The sequence below is a fragment of the Thiohalocapsa sp. genome (assembly GCF_019695415.1).
In the GTDB taxonomy this organism is placed as follows: Bacteria; Pseudomonadota; Gammaproteobacteria; order Chromatiales; family Chromatiaceae; genus Thiohalocapsa.
On record NZ_JAIFKJ010000159.1, the window covers coordinates 1,030 to 14,054 of the forward strand.

At 68.6% G+C, this 13,025-nt stretch carries 12 protein-coding genes; 8 read left to right on the forward strand and 4 right to left on the reverse strand.

Annotated elements, in window-relative coordinates:
- The first annotated feature begins 667 nt into the window (after positions 1 to 667).
- From I6U14_RS04175 to I6U14_RS04185, 3 genes are read left to right on the forward strand one after another with little or no spacing between them, the layout of a single operon-like run.
- Positions 668 to 1,663 carry an RluA family pseudouridine synthase gene (locus tag I6U14_RS04175; RefSeq protein ID WP_296897106.1) on the forward strand — a complete coding sequence of 332 codons (996 nt, stop codon included), beginning with the start codon at positions 668 to 670 and terminating at the stop codon, positions 1,661 to 1,663.
- Positions 1,653 to 2,336 carry an HAD-IA family hydrolase gene (locus tag I6U14_RS04180; protein WP_296897108.1) on the forward strand — a complete coding sequence of 228 codons (684 nt, stop codon included), beginning with the start codon at positions 1,653 to 1,655 and terminating at the stop codon, positions 2,334 to 2,336. Before I6U14_RS04175 ends, I6U14_RS04180 begins: the two co-directional genes overlap by 11 nt.
- Positions 2,333 to 3,355, forward strand: a complete 1,023-nt coding sequence (locus I6U14_RS04185; protein ID WP_296897110.1) for a S49 family peptidase — start codon at positions 2,333 to 2,335, stop codon at positions 3,353 to 3,355. The genes I6U14_RS04180 and I6U14_RS04185 overlap by 4 nt, the downstream gene beginning before the upstream one ends.
- A gap of 220 nt (positions 3,356 to 3,575) precedes the next feature.
- On the opposite strand, the gene I6U14_RS04190 is transcribed toward I6U14_RS04185, so the two are convergent.
- Together I6U14_RS04190 and I6U14_RS04195 are read right to left on the reverse strand one after the other, a co-directional pair.
- The gene (locus tag I6U14_RS04190) at positions 3,576 to 4,184 is read right to left on the reverse strand and encodes a nucleoside triphosphate pyrophosphatase (protein WP_296897112.1); all 609 of its coding nucleotides are present in this window, start codon (positions 4,182 to 4,184) and stop codon (positions 3,576 to 3,578) included.
- A gap of 34 nt (positions 4,185 to 4,218) precedes the next feature.
- Entirely contained in the window at positions 4,219 to 4,674 is a 456-nt protein-coding gene (locus I6U14_RS04195; RefSeq protein ID WP_296897113.1) for a YcgN family cysteine cluster protein, read from the reverse strand.
- Between the two features lie 95 nt (positions 4,675 to 4,769).
- Between I6U14_RS04195 and I6U14_RS04200 the strand changes: the two genes are divergently transcribed.
- The 4 genes from I6U14_RS04200 to I6U14_RS04215 all read left to right on the forward strand — a co-directional run bounded on the left by I6U14_RS04200 (position 4,770) and on the right by I6U14_RS04215 (position 7,669).
- Positions 4,770 to 5,297, forward strand: a complete 528-nt coding sequence (locus tag I6U14_RS04200) for a methylated-DNA--[protein]-cysteine S-methyltransferase (RefSeq protein WP_296897114.1) — start codon at positions 4,770 to 4,772, stop codon at positions 5,295 to 5,297.
- The gene (gene xerD, locus I6U14_RS04205; RefSeq protein ID WP_296897115.1) at positions 5,294 to 6,208 is read left to right on the forward strand and encodes a site-specific tyrosine recombinase XerD; all 915 of its coding nucleotides are present in this window, start codon (positions 5,294 to 5,296) and stop codon (positions 6,206 to 6,208) included. The genes I6U14_RS04200 and xerD overlap by 4 nt, the downstream gene beginning before the upstream one ends.
- 175 nt (positions 6,209 to 6,383) lie before the next feature.
- A complete protein-coding gene (locus I6U14_RS04210) occupies positions 6,384 to 6,866 on the forward strand; it encodes a YajQ family cyclic di-GMP-binding protein (protein WP_296897123.1) in 483 nt (160 codons plus the stop codon).
- 74 nt (positions 6,867 to 6,940) lie between these two features.
- A complete protein-coding gene (locus I6U14_RS04215) occupies positions 6,941 to 7,669 on the forward strand; it encodes a DsbC family protein (protein WP_296897116.1) in 729 nt (242 codons plus the stop codon).
- A gap of 147 nt (positions 7,670 to 7,816) precedes the next feature.
- Here I6U14_RS04215 and mutS read toward each other — a convergent pair whose 3' ends face one another.
- The gene (gene mutS, locus I6U14_RS04220) at positions 7,817 to 10,477 is read right to left on the reverse strand and encodes a DNA mismatch repair protein MutS (protein ID WP_296897117.1); all 2,661 of its coding nucleotides are present in this window, start codon (positions 10,475 to 10,477) and stop codon (positions 7,817 to 7,819) included.
- A gap of 97 nt (positions 10,478 to 10,574) precedes the next feature.
- On the opposite strand from mutS, the gene I6U14_RS04225 reads away from it, so the two are divergent.
- Complete coding sequence (locus I6U14_RS04225; protein WP_296897119.1) at positions 10,575 to 11,120, forward strand: hypothetical protein; 546 nt, start codon at positions 10,575 to 10,577, stop codon at positions 11,118 to 11,120.
- A gap of 77 nt (positions 11,121 to 11,197) precedes the next feature.
- Here I6U14_RS04225 and I6U14_RS04230 read toward each other — a convergent pair whose 3' ends face one another.
- Positions 11,198 to 12,697 (reverse strand): fused MFS/spermidine synthase, encoded by a 1,500-nt coding sequence (locus I6U14_RS04230; protein ID WP_296897121.1) that lies wholly within the window; start codon positions 12,695 to 12,697, stop codon positions 11,198 to 11,200.
- Between the last annotated feature and the right edge of the window lie 328 nt (positions 12,698 to 13,025).

Below are 13,025 nucleotides of genomic sequence, written 5' to 3' on the forward strand. Positions count from 1 at the left end.
TCGGTGAACGGTTTTGGGCCCGCCCCCCGGGCCGGCGCCTGTGGTCCCGCCCGCAGTCGGCTCCCCATCCCGACGGGCCCGCGGATCGCGGCCGCCGCAACGCATGCTGCGTCGGTGGTTGGCGGCCAGGCGAGCGGCGGGCACGCGCCTATGTTCAATTCGTGCGCCCGGCTGGAGGGGCCGGGCGCCGGTTCGGACGCCGAGGCTGACGGCGTCCGCGAAATCTCTTTTGCCGGCGGATGGCTGCCCGGATCGACCGGTCCCGTTCGCGGCGACGTCTGCGCGCTGCAAGGCGTCGATAGCGGGCCGCTGGGCCGAGCCCCAGGCTTCGAGCACCGGCGCTGCGCCGGACGGCTGCGTGCCAGGGCTTGCTCCCAGCGCATCGGTCACAGCGTCTCAGCGCTTAGGTCTCAGCGCTTAGGTCTCAGCTCTGGGTCGGTGTACCATGGGGTACCAAGCCGGATCTGCCGCCCAAGCCGCGGTGGCCGTGGCTTTCGCGCCGCCCCGAGGCCCTGAAGTCATGTACGGGCCATGGGTTCATGCCGGCAACGGTTGGCCGCCGCCGACACGGCGCCGCCGGGACCTTACCCAGGCGAAGTCGCAGCCGCCCTTGACCGGCGGGCTGGCATAAGTTCCTAAGGTTAGCAAGGTTTCCGAGGGTCAGCAATTGACCGATCCCAGTCCCGGGCGAGCGCAGGCGCGGTTGCCGGACAGCCCGCCCAGCGTTCGCCATGTGCGCGTGGCTGCGGGGGCCGCAGGCCAGCGCGTGGACAACTTTCTGCTCACGCAGCTCAAGGGTGTGCCGCGCTCGCTCGTCTATCGGCTCCTGCGCCGCGGCGAAGTCCGCGTAAACAAAGGGCGGGCAAAGCCGCACCAGCGCCTTCGGGCTGGCGACGACGTGCGCATTCCGCCGGTGCGCACGGCGCCGAGGTCACCCGAGGCCAGGCCGCCCGCAGGGCTGACCGCTTCGCTCACCGCGCGCATTCTCTTCGAAGACGACCGGCTGCTGGTACTCGACAAACCCGCCGGCGTGGCGGTGCATGGCGGCAGCGGCATAGGCCACGGTGTCATCGAGGCCATGCGCGCCGCGCGGCCGAGGCAGGATCTGGAGCTTGTGCACCGGTTGGACCGCGAGACATCCGGCTGTCTGCTCATCGCCAAGCGGCGCAGCGCGCTCAGGTTCCTGCATGCGCAGCTGCGTGACGGCGCCGTGGACAAACGCTACCAGGCATTGCTGCTCGGTACCCTCGCCCGGCGCGAGCAGCGGGTGGATCTGCCGCTTGCTAAGAACCAGCTCCAGGGCGGCGAGCGCATGGTGCAGGTGGACGTGCACGCGGGCAAGCCGGCGCTTACCGTCTTCCGGCGGGTTGCGGCCTACGGCGGTTTAACGCTCGTGGACGTGGAGCTACACACAGGCCGTACGCATCAGATCCGCGTGCATGCGGCGGCCATCGGCGCGCCGGTGGCGGGAGACGACAAATACGGCCGCTCCGAGCATCGGGCAACGGCCCGAGAGCTGGGTCTTACGCGACTCTTCCTGCACGCGGCGGCGTTGCGCTTTCGCCCGCAGGAGGACGCGGCGCCCATCACAGTCACCGCACCGCTGCCTGCGGAGCTGGCGGCGGTCATTCAACGCGCAGAGGAGCGCGCCCATGCGTTATGAGCTCTTGGTCTTCGACTGGGACGGTACCTTGATGGACTCGGCGGCGCGCATTGTCGCGAGCATGCGGGCCGCGTTTCAGGAGCTGGGCCTGGCCCCGCCCGCGCCGGCCGCCGCCCGCAACGTCATTGGTCTCGGTCTCTCCCATGCCGTGGCGCAGCTGGCACCGGATGCCGATGAGGCCATGCTGGCCCGGCTTATCGCGCGTTACCGCGCCCATTACCTGGAGCTGGACGACACGCCGACGCCGCTCTTTGCGGGCGCCGCAGACGTGGTGGCTGGGCTGCGGGCGCAGGGCTACCTGCTGGCAGTGGCCACCGGCAAGAGCCGCATCGGCTTGGACCGGGCGCTCGGCGAGAGCGGCCTCGTCGCACACTTCCACGCCACGCGCTCAGCGGACGAGACCTTCTCCAAGCCGCATCCGCAGATGCTCTTGGAACTGCTGGACGAGCTGGGCGTCCATGCCTCGCGTGCGCTGATGATCGGCGACACGGAATACGATCTGCTGACGGCCAGGAACGCCGGCGTGGACGCGCTCGCCGTCTGCTACGGCGCGCATGCACCAGAGCGGCTCCTCGCACTGGAGCCGCTCGCCTGTCTGTCGGCTATCGACGCGCTGCCGGGCTGGCTTGCCGCTGCCGCCGGCGCTCACACAATCCACGACGAGACGCCATGAAGCTCGACTTTCTCAAGTTCTGGAAACACCGCGACCCGAGCCGCGACGAGTCCATGCCGGCGCCCGACGACCCGGAGTGGGAACGGGCGCTCATCAACCGCATGGCCGCGGAGTTCCTGCGCGAGCAGCGCCGCTCGCGGCGCTGGGGCGTCATTTTCCGCATGGGCATCCTGGCCTATTTGCTGCTGCTGGTGGCCACCTACTATGCCGACGGCTTCGGCGAGTCGCTGACTGCCGGCATGGAGCACACGGCGCTGATCGAGGTGAACGGGCTCATCGCCCCGGAGACCGACGCGAGTGCGGACCGCATCATCACCGCCCTGCGCAAGGCCTTCGAGGCGGATCACGCGAAGGCCGTCATTCTGCGCATCAACAGCCCCGGGGGCAGCCCGGTGCAGGCAGGGTACGTCTTTGACGAGATCCGGCGTCTGCGCGAAGAGCATCCGGACAAAAAGGTCTATGCTGTCGGCGTGGACGCCTGCGCCTCCGGTGCCTACTACATCGCAGCCGCCGCGGATGAGATCTACGTGGACAAGGCCACGCTCATCGGCTCCATCGGGGTACGCCTGGACAGCTTCGGCTTCCAGCAGGCAATGGAAGAGCTCGGCATTCAGCGCCGGCTGCTCACCGCCGGCGAGCACAAGGCCATCCTCGACCCCTTCTCGCCCCTGCCCGAGCAGGACCGGGCCTTCCTGCAAAGCCTGCTGGACAATATCCACGGCCAGTTCATCGAGGCCGTGAAGACCGGCCGCGGCGACAAGCTGACGGGCGGTGACGAGCTCTTCAGCGGCCTATTCTGGACCGGGCAGGAGAGCGTCGACCTGGGCCTCAGCGACGGCATCGGCTCCAGCAGCTACGTCGCGCGCGAGCTGGTCGGCGCCGAGGAGATCGTCAAATACAGCACCGAGCGTACGCTGCTCGAGCGGCTGACAGAGCGCTTCGGCGCCGGACTGGCCCGCGGCCTGGTCGCGAGCGGGTTGGAGATCGGTACCGGGCAGGGGCTGCCGGCGCTGCGCTGAGGGCGGGCAGCCTCTCGCGAGCCGATGCCGCAGGCCGATGAGTGAGCGGGGTCGTGGGTGCGAGATTTGTTTACTATTGGTCAGGGCGGAGGGCGGAGTACCGGATGCCCACACCGCCGGCAGCAACTGCGCCTCTGCCCTTGGTCCTGCCGGCCGCTGGGATATGAGGTGGCCTCGAACAGGTAGCCGCATCTGCAAACGCCTTGGGCCGCAGAGTGGGCTAGTCTCTCGTCCCCAGCACCTCGACACCCGCCGCGGCCAGCATGTCCACGAGGCGGATCAGCGGCAGCCCAATGAGCGCGTTGGGGTCCTCGCCCTCCAGACGGCGGAACAACGCGATGCCGAGCCCCTCCGATTTGAAGCTGCCGGCGCAGGCGAAGGGCTGCTCCCGGTCCACATAGTCGGCGATCTGGGCCGGTGTGAGGGTGCGGAAATGCACCTTGAAGGGCTCGCAGATGGTCTCGGCATGGCCAGTGCCGGCCCGCAGCAGGGAAAGACCTGTGTGGAAGACCACGGTGCGTCCGCTCACCCGTGTGAGCTGCTCGACAGCCCGCTCGCGCGTGCCGGGCTTGCCCAGTATCTGCTCTGATCCCGCCCCGTCGAGCGCGGCGACTTGGTCCGAGCCGATAATGAGCGCTTCGGGGTAGGCTGCCGCGACGGCGCGTGCCTTGGCCTCGGCGAGGCGCACCACCAGCCGCTCGGCTCGCTCTCCGGGTGCGGGTGCCTCGTTCACGCTCGGTGACGCCGTCTCGAATGGGAGCCCCAGGCGCTCGAGCAGCGCGCGCCGGAAGGGTGACGTGGAGGCGAGAACGAGCTTGGGGATAGACATGGACGAGCTCAGTGGTGCAGCAATGGGGCGGCCGTCAGCGCACCCAGTCCACGAGGTGCATCAGGGGATCGTCCACGGTCTGCTCCGGCACGACACGGCCGCGGGCGCTGGCGCCGGCGCGGTGCACGGCCTCCGGGTCGCCGCAGATCAGATGGTGCCAATCCGGCAGGCCTCGCCCCTCGGCCAGCCGGCGGTATGCGCAGGTCTCCGGCAGCCAGCTCGAGTCGGCCAGGTGTGCCGGGGTCAGGGTGATGCAGTCCGCCACCCGCGCTGCGCGATGGGCGTAGTCCGTGCAGCGGCAGGCGTGGCAGTCGAGGAGTCGGCAGGCGACATTGGTGTAGTGAATGGCGCCGGTGTCCTCGTCCTCGTACTTCTCGAGACAGCACTTGCCGCAGCCGTCGCAGAGGGATTCCCACTGGGCCGCGGACATCTCCGCGAGCCGCTTGGCCTCCCAAAAGGGGGTTGGGCAATCTTGCGTCGCATCGGGCATGGCTGGGGCTTCGGGCGCGCCGTGAGGTGGTGGCTGGCGGATCGGTATCACGCGCAGTATAACGGGGGCTGTCGTTGGCGTCGCTGGAGGTCACAATGCCGCTCGATCGCAGCCGGGTACGGCCGGTGCACGGCGACTCGGACGCGCCGGCAGTCACGGTGCTCGATACGCCCGTGGGGCGTATCGCGCTGCATTGGCGCGGGTCGCCGCAGGTGGGTGCGCTGGAGCGCGTGGTGCTCGCAGCCGAGCAGGTGGATGCGCCGGCGGCGCCGGATTGGCTCGCAGCGCCCGTTGCGGCCTACTTCGATGATCCGTCCCGGCACATCGCCCTGCCGACCCGTTGCCGCGGCACGGACTTCCAGCGCCGGGTCTGGCAGGCCATCGCCGCCATACCGCCTGGCGCAACGCGCACCTATGGTGAGCTGGCGCAGGCGCTCGGCTCCGCCGCCCGGGCCGTCGGTGGCGCCTGCCGCGCCAATCCCTGCCCATTGGTGGTGCCCTGTCATCGGGTGGTCGCCCGCACCGGACTCGGCGGCTTCGCCGGTGACCGCGACGGCCGACTGTTGGAGATCAAGCGCCGGCTGTTAGCGCATGAGGGGCATCCCGCCCGCCGCGCCCCATGAAGGCCACGGACGACAGGGGCTTCGAGGTGGAGCTGGTGGAGTCCTTCACCGATGCGTTGTGGCTGGAGCGGGGCTTGAGCGACAACACCTTGGCCGCCTATCGCTCGGACCTCTCCGCCTTTTTGCGCTGGCTCGCTGCCGAGCGCGGGCGCGGTGCCTGCGAGGCCGAGCGCCTGGACGTGCTGGATTATCTCGCACTCCTTTCGCAGCAGGGCCGTAAGCCCAGGTCGACCGCCCGGCTGCTGTCGTGCCTGCGGCAGTTCTACGGCCATCTTCTGCGGGTGGGACGCATCGGTGAGGACCCGTCCGCCCGGGTGGAGGCGCCGCGGCTTGGCCGGCCCCTGCCCAAGACGCTGACCGAGGCCGAGGTGGAGCGGCTGCTGACGGCGCCGGACACCCAAGATCCCCGCGGTCATCGCGATCGCACCATGCTGGAGGTGCTGTATGCCAGCGGGCTGCGGGTGAGCGAGCTGGTCACCCTGCGCCCGCAGGCGGTGAATCTGAACCAGGGTGTGGTGCGCATCAGTGGCAAGGGCGATAAGGAGCGGCTCGTGCCGTTGGGGGAGGAGGCGAGCCGCTGGCTTGCGGAGTTCGCGCGTGGCAGTCGAAGCGCCATCCTGGGCGGGCGGCGCAGCGAGTACCTGTTCCCCACGGCCCGCAGTGCCTGCATGACGCGCCAGGCCTTCTGGCAGCTCGTCAAGCGCTATGCGGTGGCGGCAGGCATCGTCAAGCCCTTGTCGCCGCACACGCTCCGGCACGCCTTCGCGACCCATCTGTTGAACCATGGCGCGGACCTGCGCGTGGTGCAGATGCTGCTCGGTCACAGCGATCTCTCCACCACGCAGATCTACACCCATGTGGCGCGCGAGCGGCTCAAACAGCTGCATGAGCGGCATCACCCGCGCGGGTGAGGCGCCGGGAATGACTTCAGCGGGCCACGCGCCCGGCGCCGCGGGCAACGCAGGTGGACCTTTGGCGGCCTTTACACTATCGTGGGCGATTTGGCCGGGTCGACCCGTGGTGCGAGTGATACGCGCCCCTTCGCCGACCCACACCACACCCAACCCGACAATACCCGAACGACCTATGCCGTCTTTCGACGTTACTGCCGAATGCGACCTGCAAGAGGTGCGCAACGCCGTTGACCAGGCCAACCGGGAGATCGAAACCCGCTTCGATTTCAAAGGCGTTGACGCAGGCTTCGAGCTCAGCGACGGGAGCGTGAAACTCCACGCGCAGCAGGAGTTTCAACTCCAGCAGATGATGGACATCCTGCGGCAGAAGCTGGTCAAGCGCAAAGTCGACCTGGCCGCGCTCGACGTGGGCGAGCCGGTGACCACGTTGAATGCCGCGCGGCAGGAAGTCGGTCTCAAGCAGGGGATCGACGCCGACACCGCCAAGCGCATGGTCAAGGCCGTCAAGGCCGCGAAGCTCAAGGTGCAGGCGCAGGTCCAGGGCGAGCAGCTGCGCGTCACGGGCAAGAAGCGTGACGACCTGCAACAGACCATCGCCCTGCTCAGGGGCGAGGACTGGCAACTCCCGCTCAATTTCACCAATTTCCGGGACTGACCCACCGGTAGCGGTCGGCCGTTGTCGGCACCGGGCCACCACATCGAGATACGATTAACACTGAGGCAACCCGCATGATCAAACGCGTTGTACTGACCAGCCTGACCGCCCTCGCGCTCGCCGCGTCCGCGGTCGTTTTGGCCGACGAGGCCGCCACCATCCGCGCCGCACTCGCAAAGGTGCTGCCGGACTTCAAGCCCACCAGCGTCAAGGCGACCCCGATGGAGGGGCTCTATGAGGTAGAGATCGGCCCGCAGGTGATGTTCGTGACCGGTGATGGGCGCTACCTCATCGACGGCGCCATTGTCGACCTCGAGACTCGTGAGAACATCGCCGAGAGTGCTCAATCTCGGGCGCGGCTGCGGGCCATCGACCAGATCGGCGAAGACAACATGGTGACCTTCGAGGCCGCGTCGCCCGAGCACACCATTACCGTGTTTACCGATATCGATTGCGGCTACTGCCGCAAACTGCACGGGCAGATCCAGGCCTACAACGATGCCGGCATCAGCGTGCACTACCTGTTCTATCCCCGGGCCGGTGAGAAGTCGGAATCCTTCGAGAAGGCCGTCTCGGTGTGGTGTGCGGACGATCGCCAGGACGCCATGACCCGCGCCAAGGCGGGTGAGAAGATGCCGAAGCGCGACTGCACCAACCCGGTTGCGCAGCACATGGAGCTCGGCCAGCTGATGGGCATCCGCGGTACGCCGGCCATTGTGCTGGACTCGGGCGAGATGGTGCCGGGCTATGTGGAGCCGAAGCGTCTTGCGGGCTTGCTGGAGCAAAGCACCGCTGCGAACTGAGTGAGGCGCTGCGCACGCTCGCACGCGCCGCATGCGCGTGCGAGCGCCCGTTGACCCCATCACTGACGGCCGACGCTGTGAGGGCGCGGCCGTGCGTCAGTTGTCCGGCGCAGGCCCGCCACCTGGCGCCGCTCCCTGCGGTCCGGGTCACAGCATCCCCTTCAATCGATAGAGCGCTTCCAGCGCCGAGCGCGGCGTCAGCTCGTCCGGGTCCAGCGTCTCCAGTGCCGTCAGCGCGGGGTGGGGTGCCGGCGGAGCGAACAGGCTGAGCTGCGTCGGGCCAGACTCGCCGTCCGTTGCAGCGCGGTCGGCGGTGTCTTCTTCCAGCATGCGCAGGCGCTCCCGGGCGTGCTCGATGACCGCCCGCGGCACCCCCGCCAAGGCGGCGACCTGCAGGCCGTAGCTCTGGTTCGCCGGTCCTTCTCGCACGCTGTGAAGGAAGATGATGCGCTCACCGTGCTCGACGGCGTCCAGGTGCAGGTTAGCAATACCAGTGTGCTCTTGCGGCAGGGCCGTCAGCTCGAAGTAATGGGTGGCGAACAGCGTCAGCGCTCGCACCCGTGTGGCCAGCTCCACCGCGCAGGCCCAGGCCAGGGAAAGACCGTCGAAGGTGCTGGTGCCGCGGCCGATCTCGTCCATGAGCACCAGGCTCTGCTCCGTGGCATTGTTGAGAATATTGGCGGTCTCTTCCATCTCGACCATAAAGGTTGAGCGCCCGCCGGCAAGGTCGTCTGCGGCACCGATGCGCGAGAAGATCCGGTCCACCGGCCCGATGTGCGCCGACGCCGCCGGAACGAAGCTCCCGGCGTAGGCCATGACCACGATGAGCGCCGTCTGGCGCATGAAGGTGGACTTGCCGCCCATGTTGGGCCCTGTGATCACCAGCATGCGCTGTGTGTCGTCAAGGTGTACCGGGTTCGGAATGAAGGGCTCACCGCCGCCGGCGGCGAGGACCCGCTCCACCACCGGGTGGCGCCCGTCGGCGATGTCGATGACGGTCGCGCCCACAAGCTCGGGCCGGCGCCAGTCCAGGGCCGCCGCCCGCTCGGCGAGGCCCGTCAGCACGTCCAGGGTCGCCAGTGCCTGCGCCAGGCGTTGGAGTGCCTCGATGGACTCCCGCAGCTCGTCCAGTAGCCCCTCATACAGGGATTTCTCTAACGCCAGCGCCCGCTCACGGGCGGAGAGCACCTGGTCTTCGAACCGCTTCAGCTCCGGGGTGATGTAGCGCTCTGCGCCCTTGAGGGTCTGCCGGCGCTGGTAGTCTGCCGGCACCTTGTCGGCGTGGCTGCGGCCGATCTCGATGTAGTAACCGTGCACGCGGTTGTAGCTCACCTTGAGTGCGGCGATGCCGGTGCGCTCGCGCTCGCGGCGTTCCAGCTCCAGCAGGAATTGGTCGCCGTGCTCGGCGAGGTCGCGAAGCTCGTCCAGCTCCGTGGAATAGCCTCGCGCCAGCACGCCGCCGTCGCGGAGCAGCGCCGGCGGCGACTCGATGAGGGCGCAGCGGAGCAGGTCTGCAGTGGCCGGATGCTCGCCCAGATCGGCGTCCAGCGCGGCCAGCAGTGCAGGCTGGGTGCCGGCGAGGTGCGCTTGAGCCAAGCCCGAGTGGAGCGCAGGGAGTCGGTCCAGCGCATCGCGCAGTGCTGCCAGGTCGCGCGGGCGGGCGGAGCCGATGGCGATGCGGGCGACGATGCGCTCGATATCGGCGATGGCGGCAAGCTCCTCCCGCAACGGCGTGCGCAGCTCGTCTGTCAGCAGCGCCTCCAGGGCATCATGGCGGGCGCATACGGCGTCGGCGTCGCGCAGCGGCCGGCCGAGCCAACGCCGGAGCTGGCGTGCGCCCATGGCGGTGCAGGTGGCGTCCATGACCGCGGCCAGGGTCTGCTGCTCCGCACGCTCACCATCCGTTCGCAGCGGCGTCAGCAGCTCCAGGTTGCGGCGGGTGGCGGCGTCCAGGATCAGCGCGTCGTCCCGCCGCTCGGTGGCGAGCCCGCGCAGGTGCGGCAGCTCGCTCTGCTGCGTGTCCTGCACATACTGCAGCAGACAGCCGGCGGCGCCCACGGCGAGCGGAAGATCCGCGCAGCCGAAGCCCGCAAGGTCCCGGGTGCCGAACTGCCGGCAGAGTAAATGTTCGGCGCTGTCGGCATCGAACAGCCACGGCTGGCGGCGCGCGATGCCGCCGTCGAAGCGCAGCCGCTCGGGGAGGTCGCTGGCCTCGGCGAGCAGCAGCTCCGCGGGCTTCAGGCGTTCAAGCTCCGCCGCCAGTGCGGAAAGCCCTGCGAGCTCCAGTACCGTGAAGCGCCCGGCGGCGAGCTCCAGCACCGCCAGCCCAAAGCGTGGCTCATCGTCATCCGCCGAGGCAGCCTCTGCCACCGCGCAGAGGAGATTCTCCCGGCGGTCGTCCAGCAGGGCCTCGTCGGTGAGCGTGCCTGGTGTGACCACCCGCACCACCTTTCGCTCCACCGGCCCTTTGCTCTTCGCCGGGTCCCCCAGCTGCTCACAGATGGCCACGGAGACGCCTGCGCGCACCAGCTTGGCCAGGTAGCTCTCAGCGGCGTGGTAGGGCACCCCGGCCATCGGGATGGGCTGGCCGGCGGACTGGCCGCGCTTGGTGAGCGTGATGTCCAGTAGGCCTGCCGCCCGCTCCGCGTCGTCGAAGAACAGCTCGTAGAAGTCCCCCATGCGATAGAAGAGCAGCATGTCCGGGTACTCCGCCTTGATGCGCAGGTACTGCTGCATCATCGGGGTGTGCTGGCTCGACTGCTTCTGCGGCGTTGGCGGGGCTTTCGTCGGGTCGGCGGCTTTGGGCATCTGTGTGTATGAGTTGCGAGGGCCGAGGGTTGAGGGTCGAGTCGCGAGGAGCAGTGGTGCTGGCGCGTCGCGCTATCCGGGCTAGAATGGCGCGGCTATGCGCTTCAAGCTCCCCCGCACCTACAAGCTCCTGCTGGCGTTGGCCGTGGTGGTCGGGCCGTTCTATTGGCTCATGTTCACGGAGGACGGCCGACGGCGCAGCGATCTCTTCATTCTGCACATCCTGGGCAAGCCCAGCTTCAATATCGCCTACGACCGCCTGAGCGGCGCTGTCACCCACGCGGACATCGAAGAGCAGTTTCCGAAGGTGGACTTTCAGTGCGCGGAGCGCCAGAGCTCACTGGGCGACGAGGTATGCGGCGCCGAGATCGCCTCCTTCAACGGCCTGCCAGCGCGTCGCACCCTGCTGCACTACGGCGCCGGCCGCCTGACGGCGCTGCGGCTGGATTATCGCCCGCATTACCACGGGCTGCTCACCGAATCCCTGCGCAACGGCCTGGGGGAGCCCAGCGAAGAGGCCGGCGGCAGCACGCTGCGCTGGCAGGCCGAGGGCGGCACCATCGTCGTCCCGGCAACAGCGCCCGAGACCGACGCCAACGCCGTCCTCATGTGGCTCGCCCCCGCCCTCACCGGCAACTACTAGATCTAGATTCGTGGACGGTATATTGAATGCTTGCCTGGCCGTTGCACACGGAGACGCCGCCTGCGGCTCGTGACGCCTCAGCCATCCTCGCCGAGCAGCAGCCCGGCAATGAGCCGTTCCACCGGGGCGTAGTCATCGGTGAGCAGCGGAATCTCTTCGGGCGGCGTCCCGTAGGCCGTGATGTCCTCGGTCATGCGGCTCCAGGCGCGCTGGAAGCCGCGGCGGGCGGGGACGGTCTTGGCCAGCCGCGGACCATTGCTGGCGCTCAGGATGAAGGTCACGCGCGGATCCTTCGGCACCTGATCCATCCAAATGTCCACGTGCCGGAACTCGGTCCGCAGCGTCTTGGCAATGGCCTTGATGAGCCGCGGGTCCGGGAAGGCGTCGACGACATTCATCAGGTAGAGCCCGTCGGGGGCGAGGCGCTCACGTACCAGGGTCGCGAACTCACGGGTCACCAGGTGGTACGGGATAGCGACGTCGTGGAAGACGTCGCCGACAACCACATCGAAGGCTTGGTCGGTGTCCGCAAGCGCGAGGCGGGCATCGCGGTGCTCGATGGTCATGCTTGCGGGCTCGAGCCCCAGGGATTCTGCGGCGGTCAGGGTCACCATGGGGTCCAGCTCGGCGACGGTAATGCTGGAGGCGGGGCTCAGCGCCTGCACCGCCCGCGGTTGGCTGTAGGCGCCGCCGCCGGCGAAGAACCAGGCTAGCCCGTCGTCATAGGCGCCTTGGAAGTGCGCATAGGCAAGCTCGTCCAAGCCATGCACATAGGGGGCGATGAGCAGGTCCGGCTCCGTCATGTGGTTGATGCCGTGGAGCAGGTGGTCCAGCACCAGCCCGCGCGCCATGTCGGGCGGCGCCAGGTCGGGGCGCTCCACGACACGGATGCAGAAGTAGGCGCTCTCGCGGTCGCAGGACGACACGAGGCCGCCACGCAGGACGGCCAGCAGCACTGCCGCCAGCACGCCCACGAGCAGCAGCGCCTGCGCCGGGCGGGCGCTGCGGCGCAGGAACGGCGCGCCGAGGGCGAGCAGCGCGACTCCAGTCGCGAGCACCACGGCGCGCGTGCCGAAGCTCTGTACCAGCCAATAACCGGCGGCGAAGGTGCCGGCGATACTGCCGATGGCAGCCAGCGCGTGCATGCGCCCCACCACGTGACCCGCACGCGGGTCCAGGCGCAGCGCCAGGGTCGTAAGCAGCGGGGTAACGACGCCGATAAGCGCCGCCGGCATGAAAAAGAGCACGGCCGCAAAGGCGAAGCTCGCGCTCAAAAGCGTCAGGCCCTGTTGCTGTACCGCTGCGCCCAGCGGGCTCAGGATGGCAATGCTCAGCAGGCAGTAAAGGCCGCCGGCGGCGAGCACCCAGCCGACGCTCCGGCTGGTGGCGCCGTTATCGGCCCAGATGCCACCGAGCCAGTTGCCGAGTGACAGGCCCGCCAGGATCACGCCGATAATGGACGTCCAGGTGTACAGCGAGACACCGACGTAGGGCGCCACCAGCCGTCCGGCGACGATCTCCAGCACCAGCAGCAGCGCGGAGCTGATGAATACAGTGGCGGCATAGCCCGCGAGCACCTGCCTGTTTGGTCTGTCCGCAGTGGCGGGCGGTGGGGCGGTTGTGGATGTGGTTTCTGTCTCAGCGGTCATTGGTGAATCAAGGCGGGATCAACGGGTGGCGAGTGGAGCGTGGTGTCGGGCCGAGAATGGTGACGGTAATGCCCAGGCGCTACCGGCACCATGCCCCTGCGAAAGCGGGCACAATACCCGCTTAGTGCCTTCGACGGGCACCCACCCCCGCCGACAGTGGCGAAGAACCAAGCCGCGCGTGCTGCCCTGAATGCCGACGCGTTTTGTTCCATTCCTGCTCTTGCTTTGGCTTGCACCTTTGCCCGTACTGGGTGCG

What these genes read in the sequence shown, in the direction of transcription:
- I6U14_RS04185 (WP_296897110.1), top strand. Translation starts at nt 2,333, where the DNA reads ATGAAGCTCGACTTTCTCAAGTTCTGGAAACACCGCGACCCGAGCCGC.
- I6U14_RS04210 (WP_296897123.1), top strand. Translation starts at nt 6,384, where the DNA reads ATGCCGTCTTTCGACGTTACTGCCGAATGCGACCTGCAAGAGGTGCGC.
- xerD (WP_296897115.1), top strand. Translation starts at nt 5,294, where the DNA reads ATGAAGGCCACGGACGACAGGGGCTTCGAGGTGGAGCTGGTGGAGTCC.
- I6U14_RS04200 (WP_296897114.1), top strand. Translation starts at nt 4,770, where the DNA reads ATGCCGCTCGATCGCAGCCGGGTACGGCCGGTGCACGGCGACTCGGAC.
- I6U14_RS04225 (WP_296897119.1), top strand. Translation starts at nt 10,575, where the DNA reads ATGCGCTTCAAGCTCCCCCGCACCTACAAGCTCCTGCTGGCGTTGGCC.
- mutS (WP_296897117.1), bottom strand. Translation starts at nt 10,477, where the DNA reads ATGCCCAAAGCCGCCGACCCGACGAAAGCCCCGCCAACGCCGCAGAAG.
- I6U14_RS04180 (WP_296897108.1), top strand. Translation starts at nt 1,653, where the DNA reads ATGCGTTATGAGCTCTTGGTCTTCGACTGGGACGGTACCTTGATGGAC.
- I6U14_RS04215 (WP_296897116.1), top strand. Translation starts at nt 6,941, where the DNA reads ATGATCAAACGCGTTGTACTGACCAGCCTGACCGCCCTCGCGCTCGCC.
- I6U14_RS04195 (WP_296897113.1), bottom strand. Translation starts at nt 4,674, where the DNA reads ATGCCCGATGCGACGCAAGATTGCCCAACCCCCTTTTGGGAGGCCAAG.
- I6U14_RS04190 (WP_296897112.1), bottom strand. Translation starts at nt 4,184, where the DNA reads ATGTCTATCCCCAAGCTCGTTCTCGCCTCCACGTCACCCTTCCGGCGC.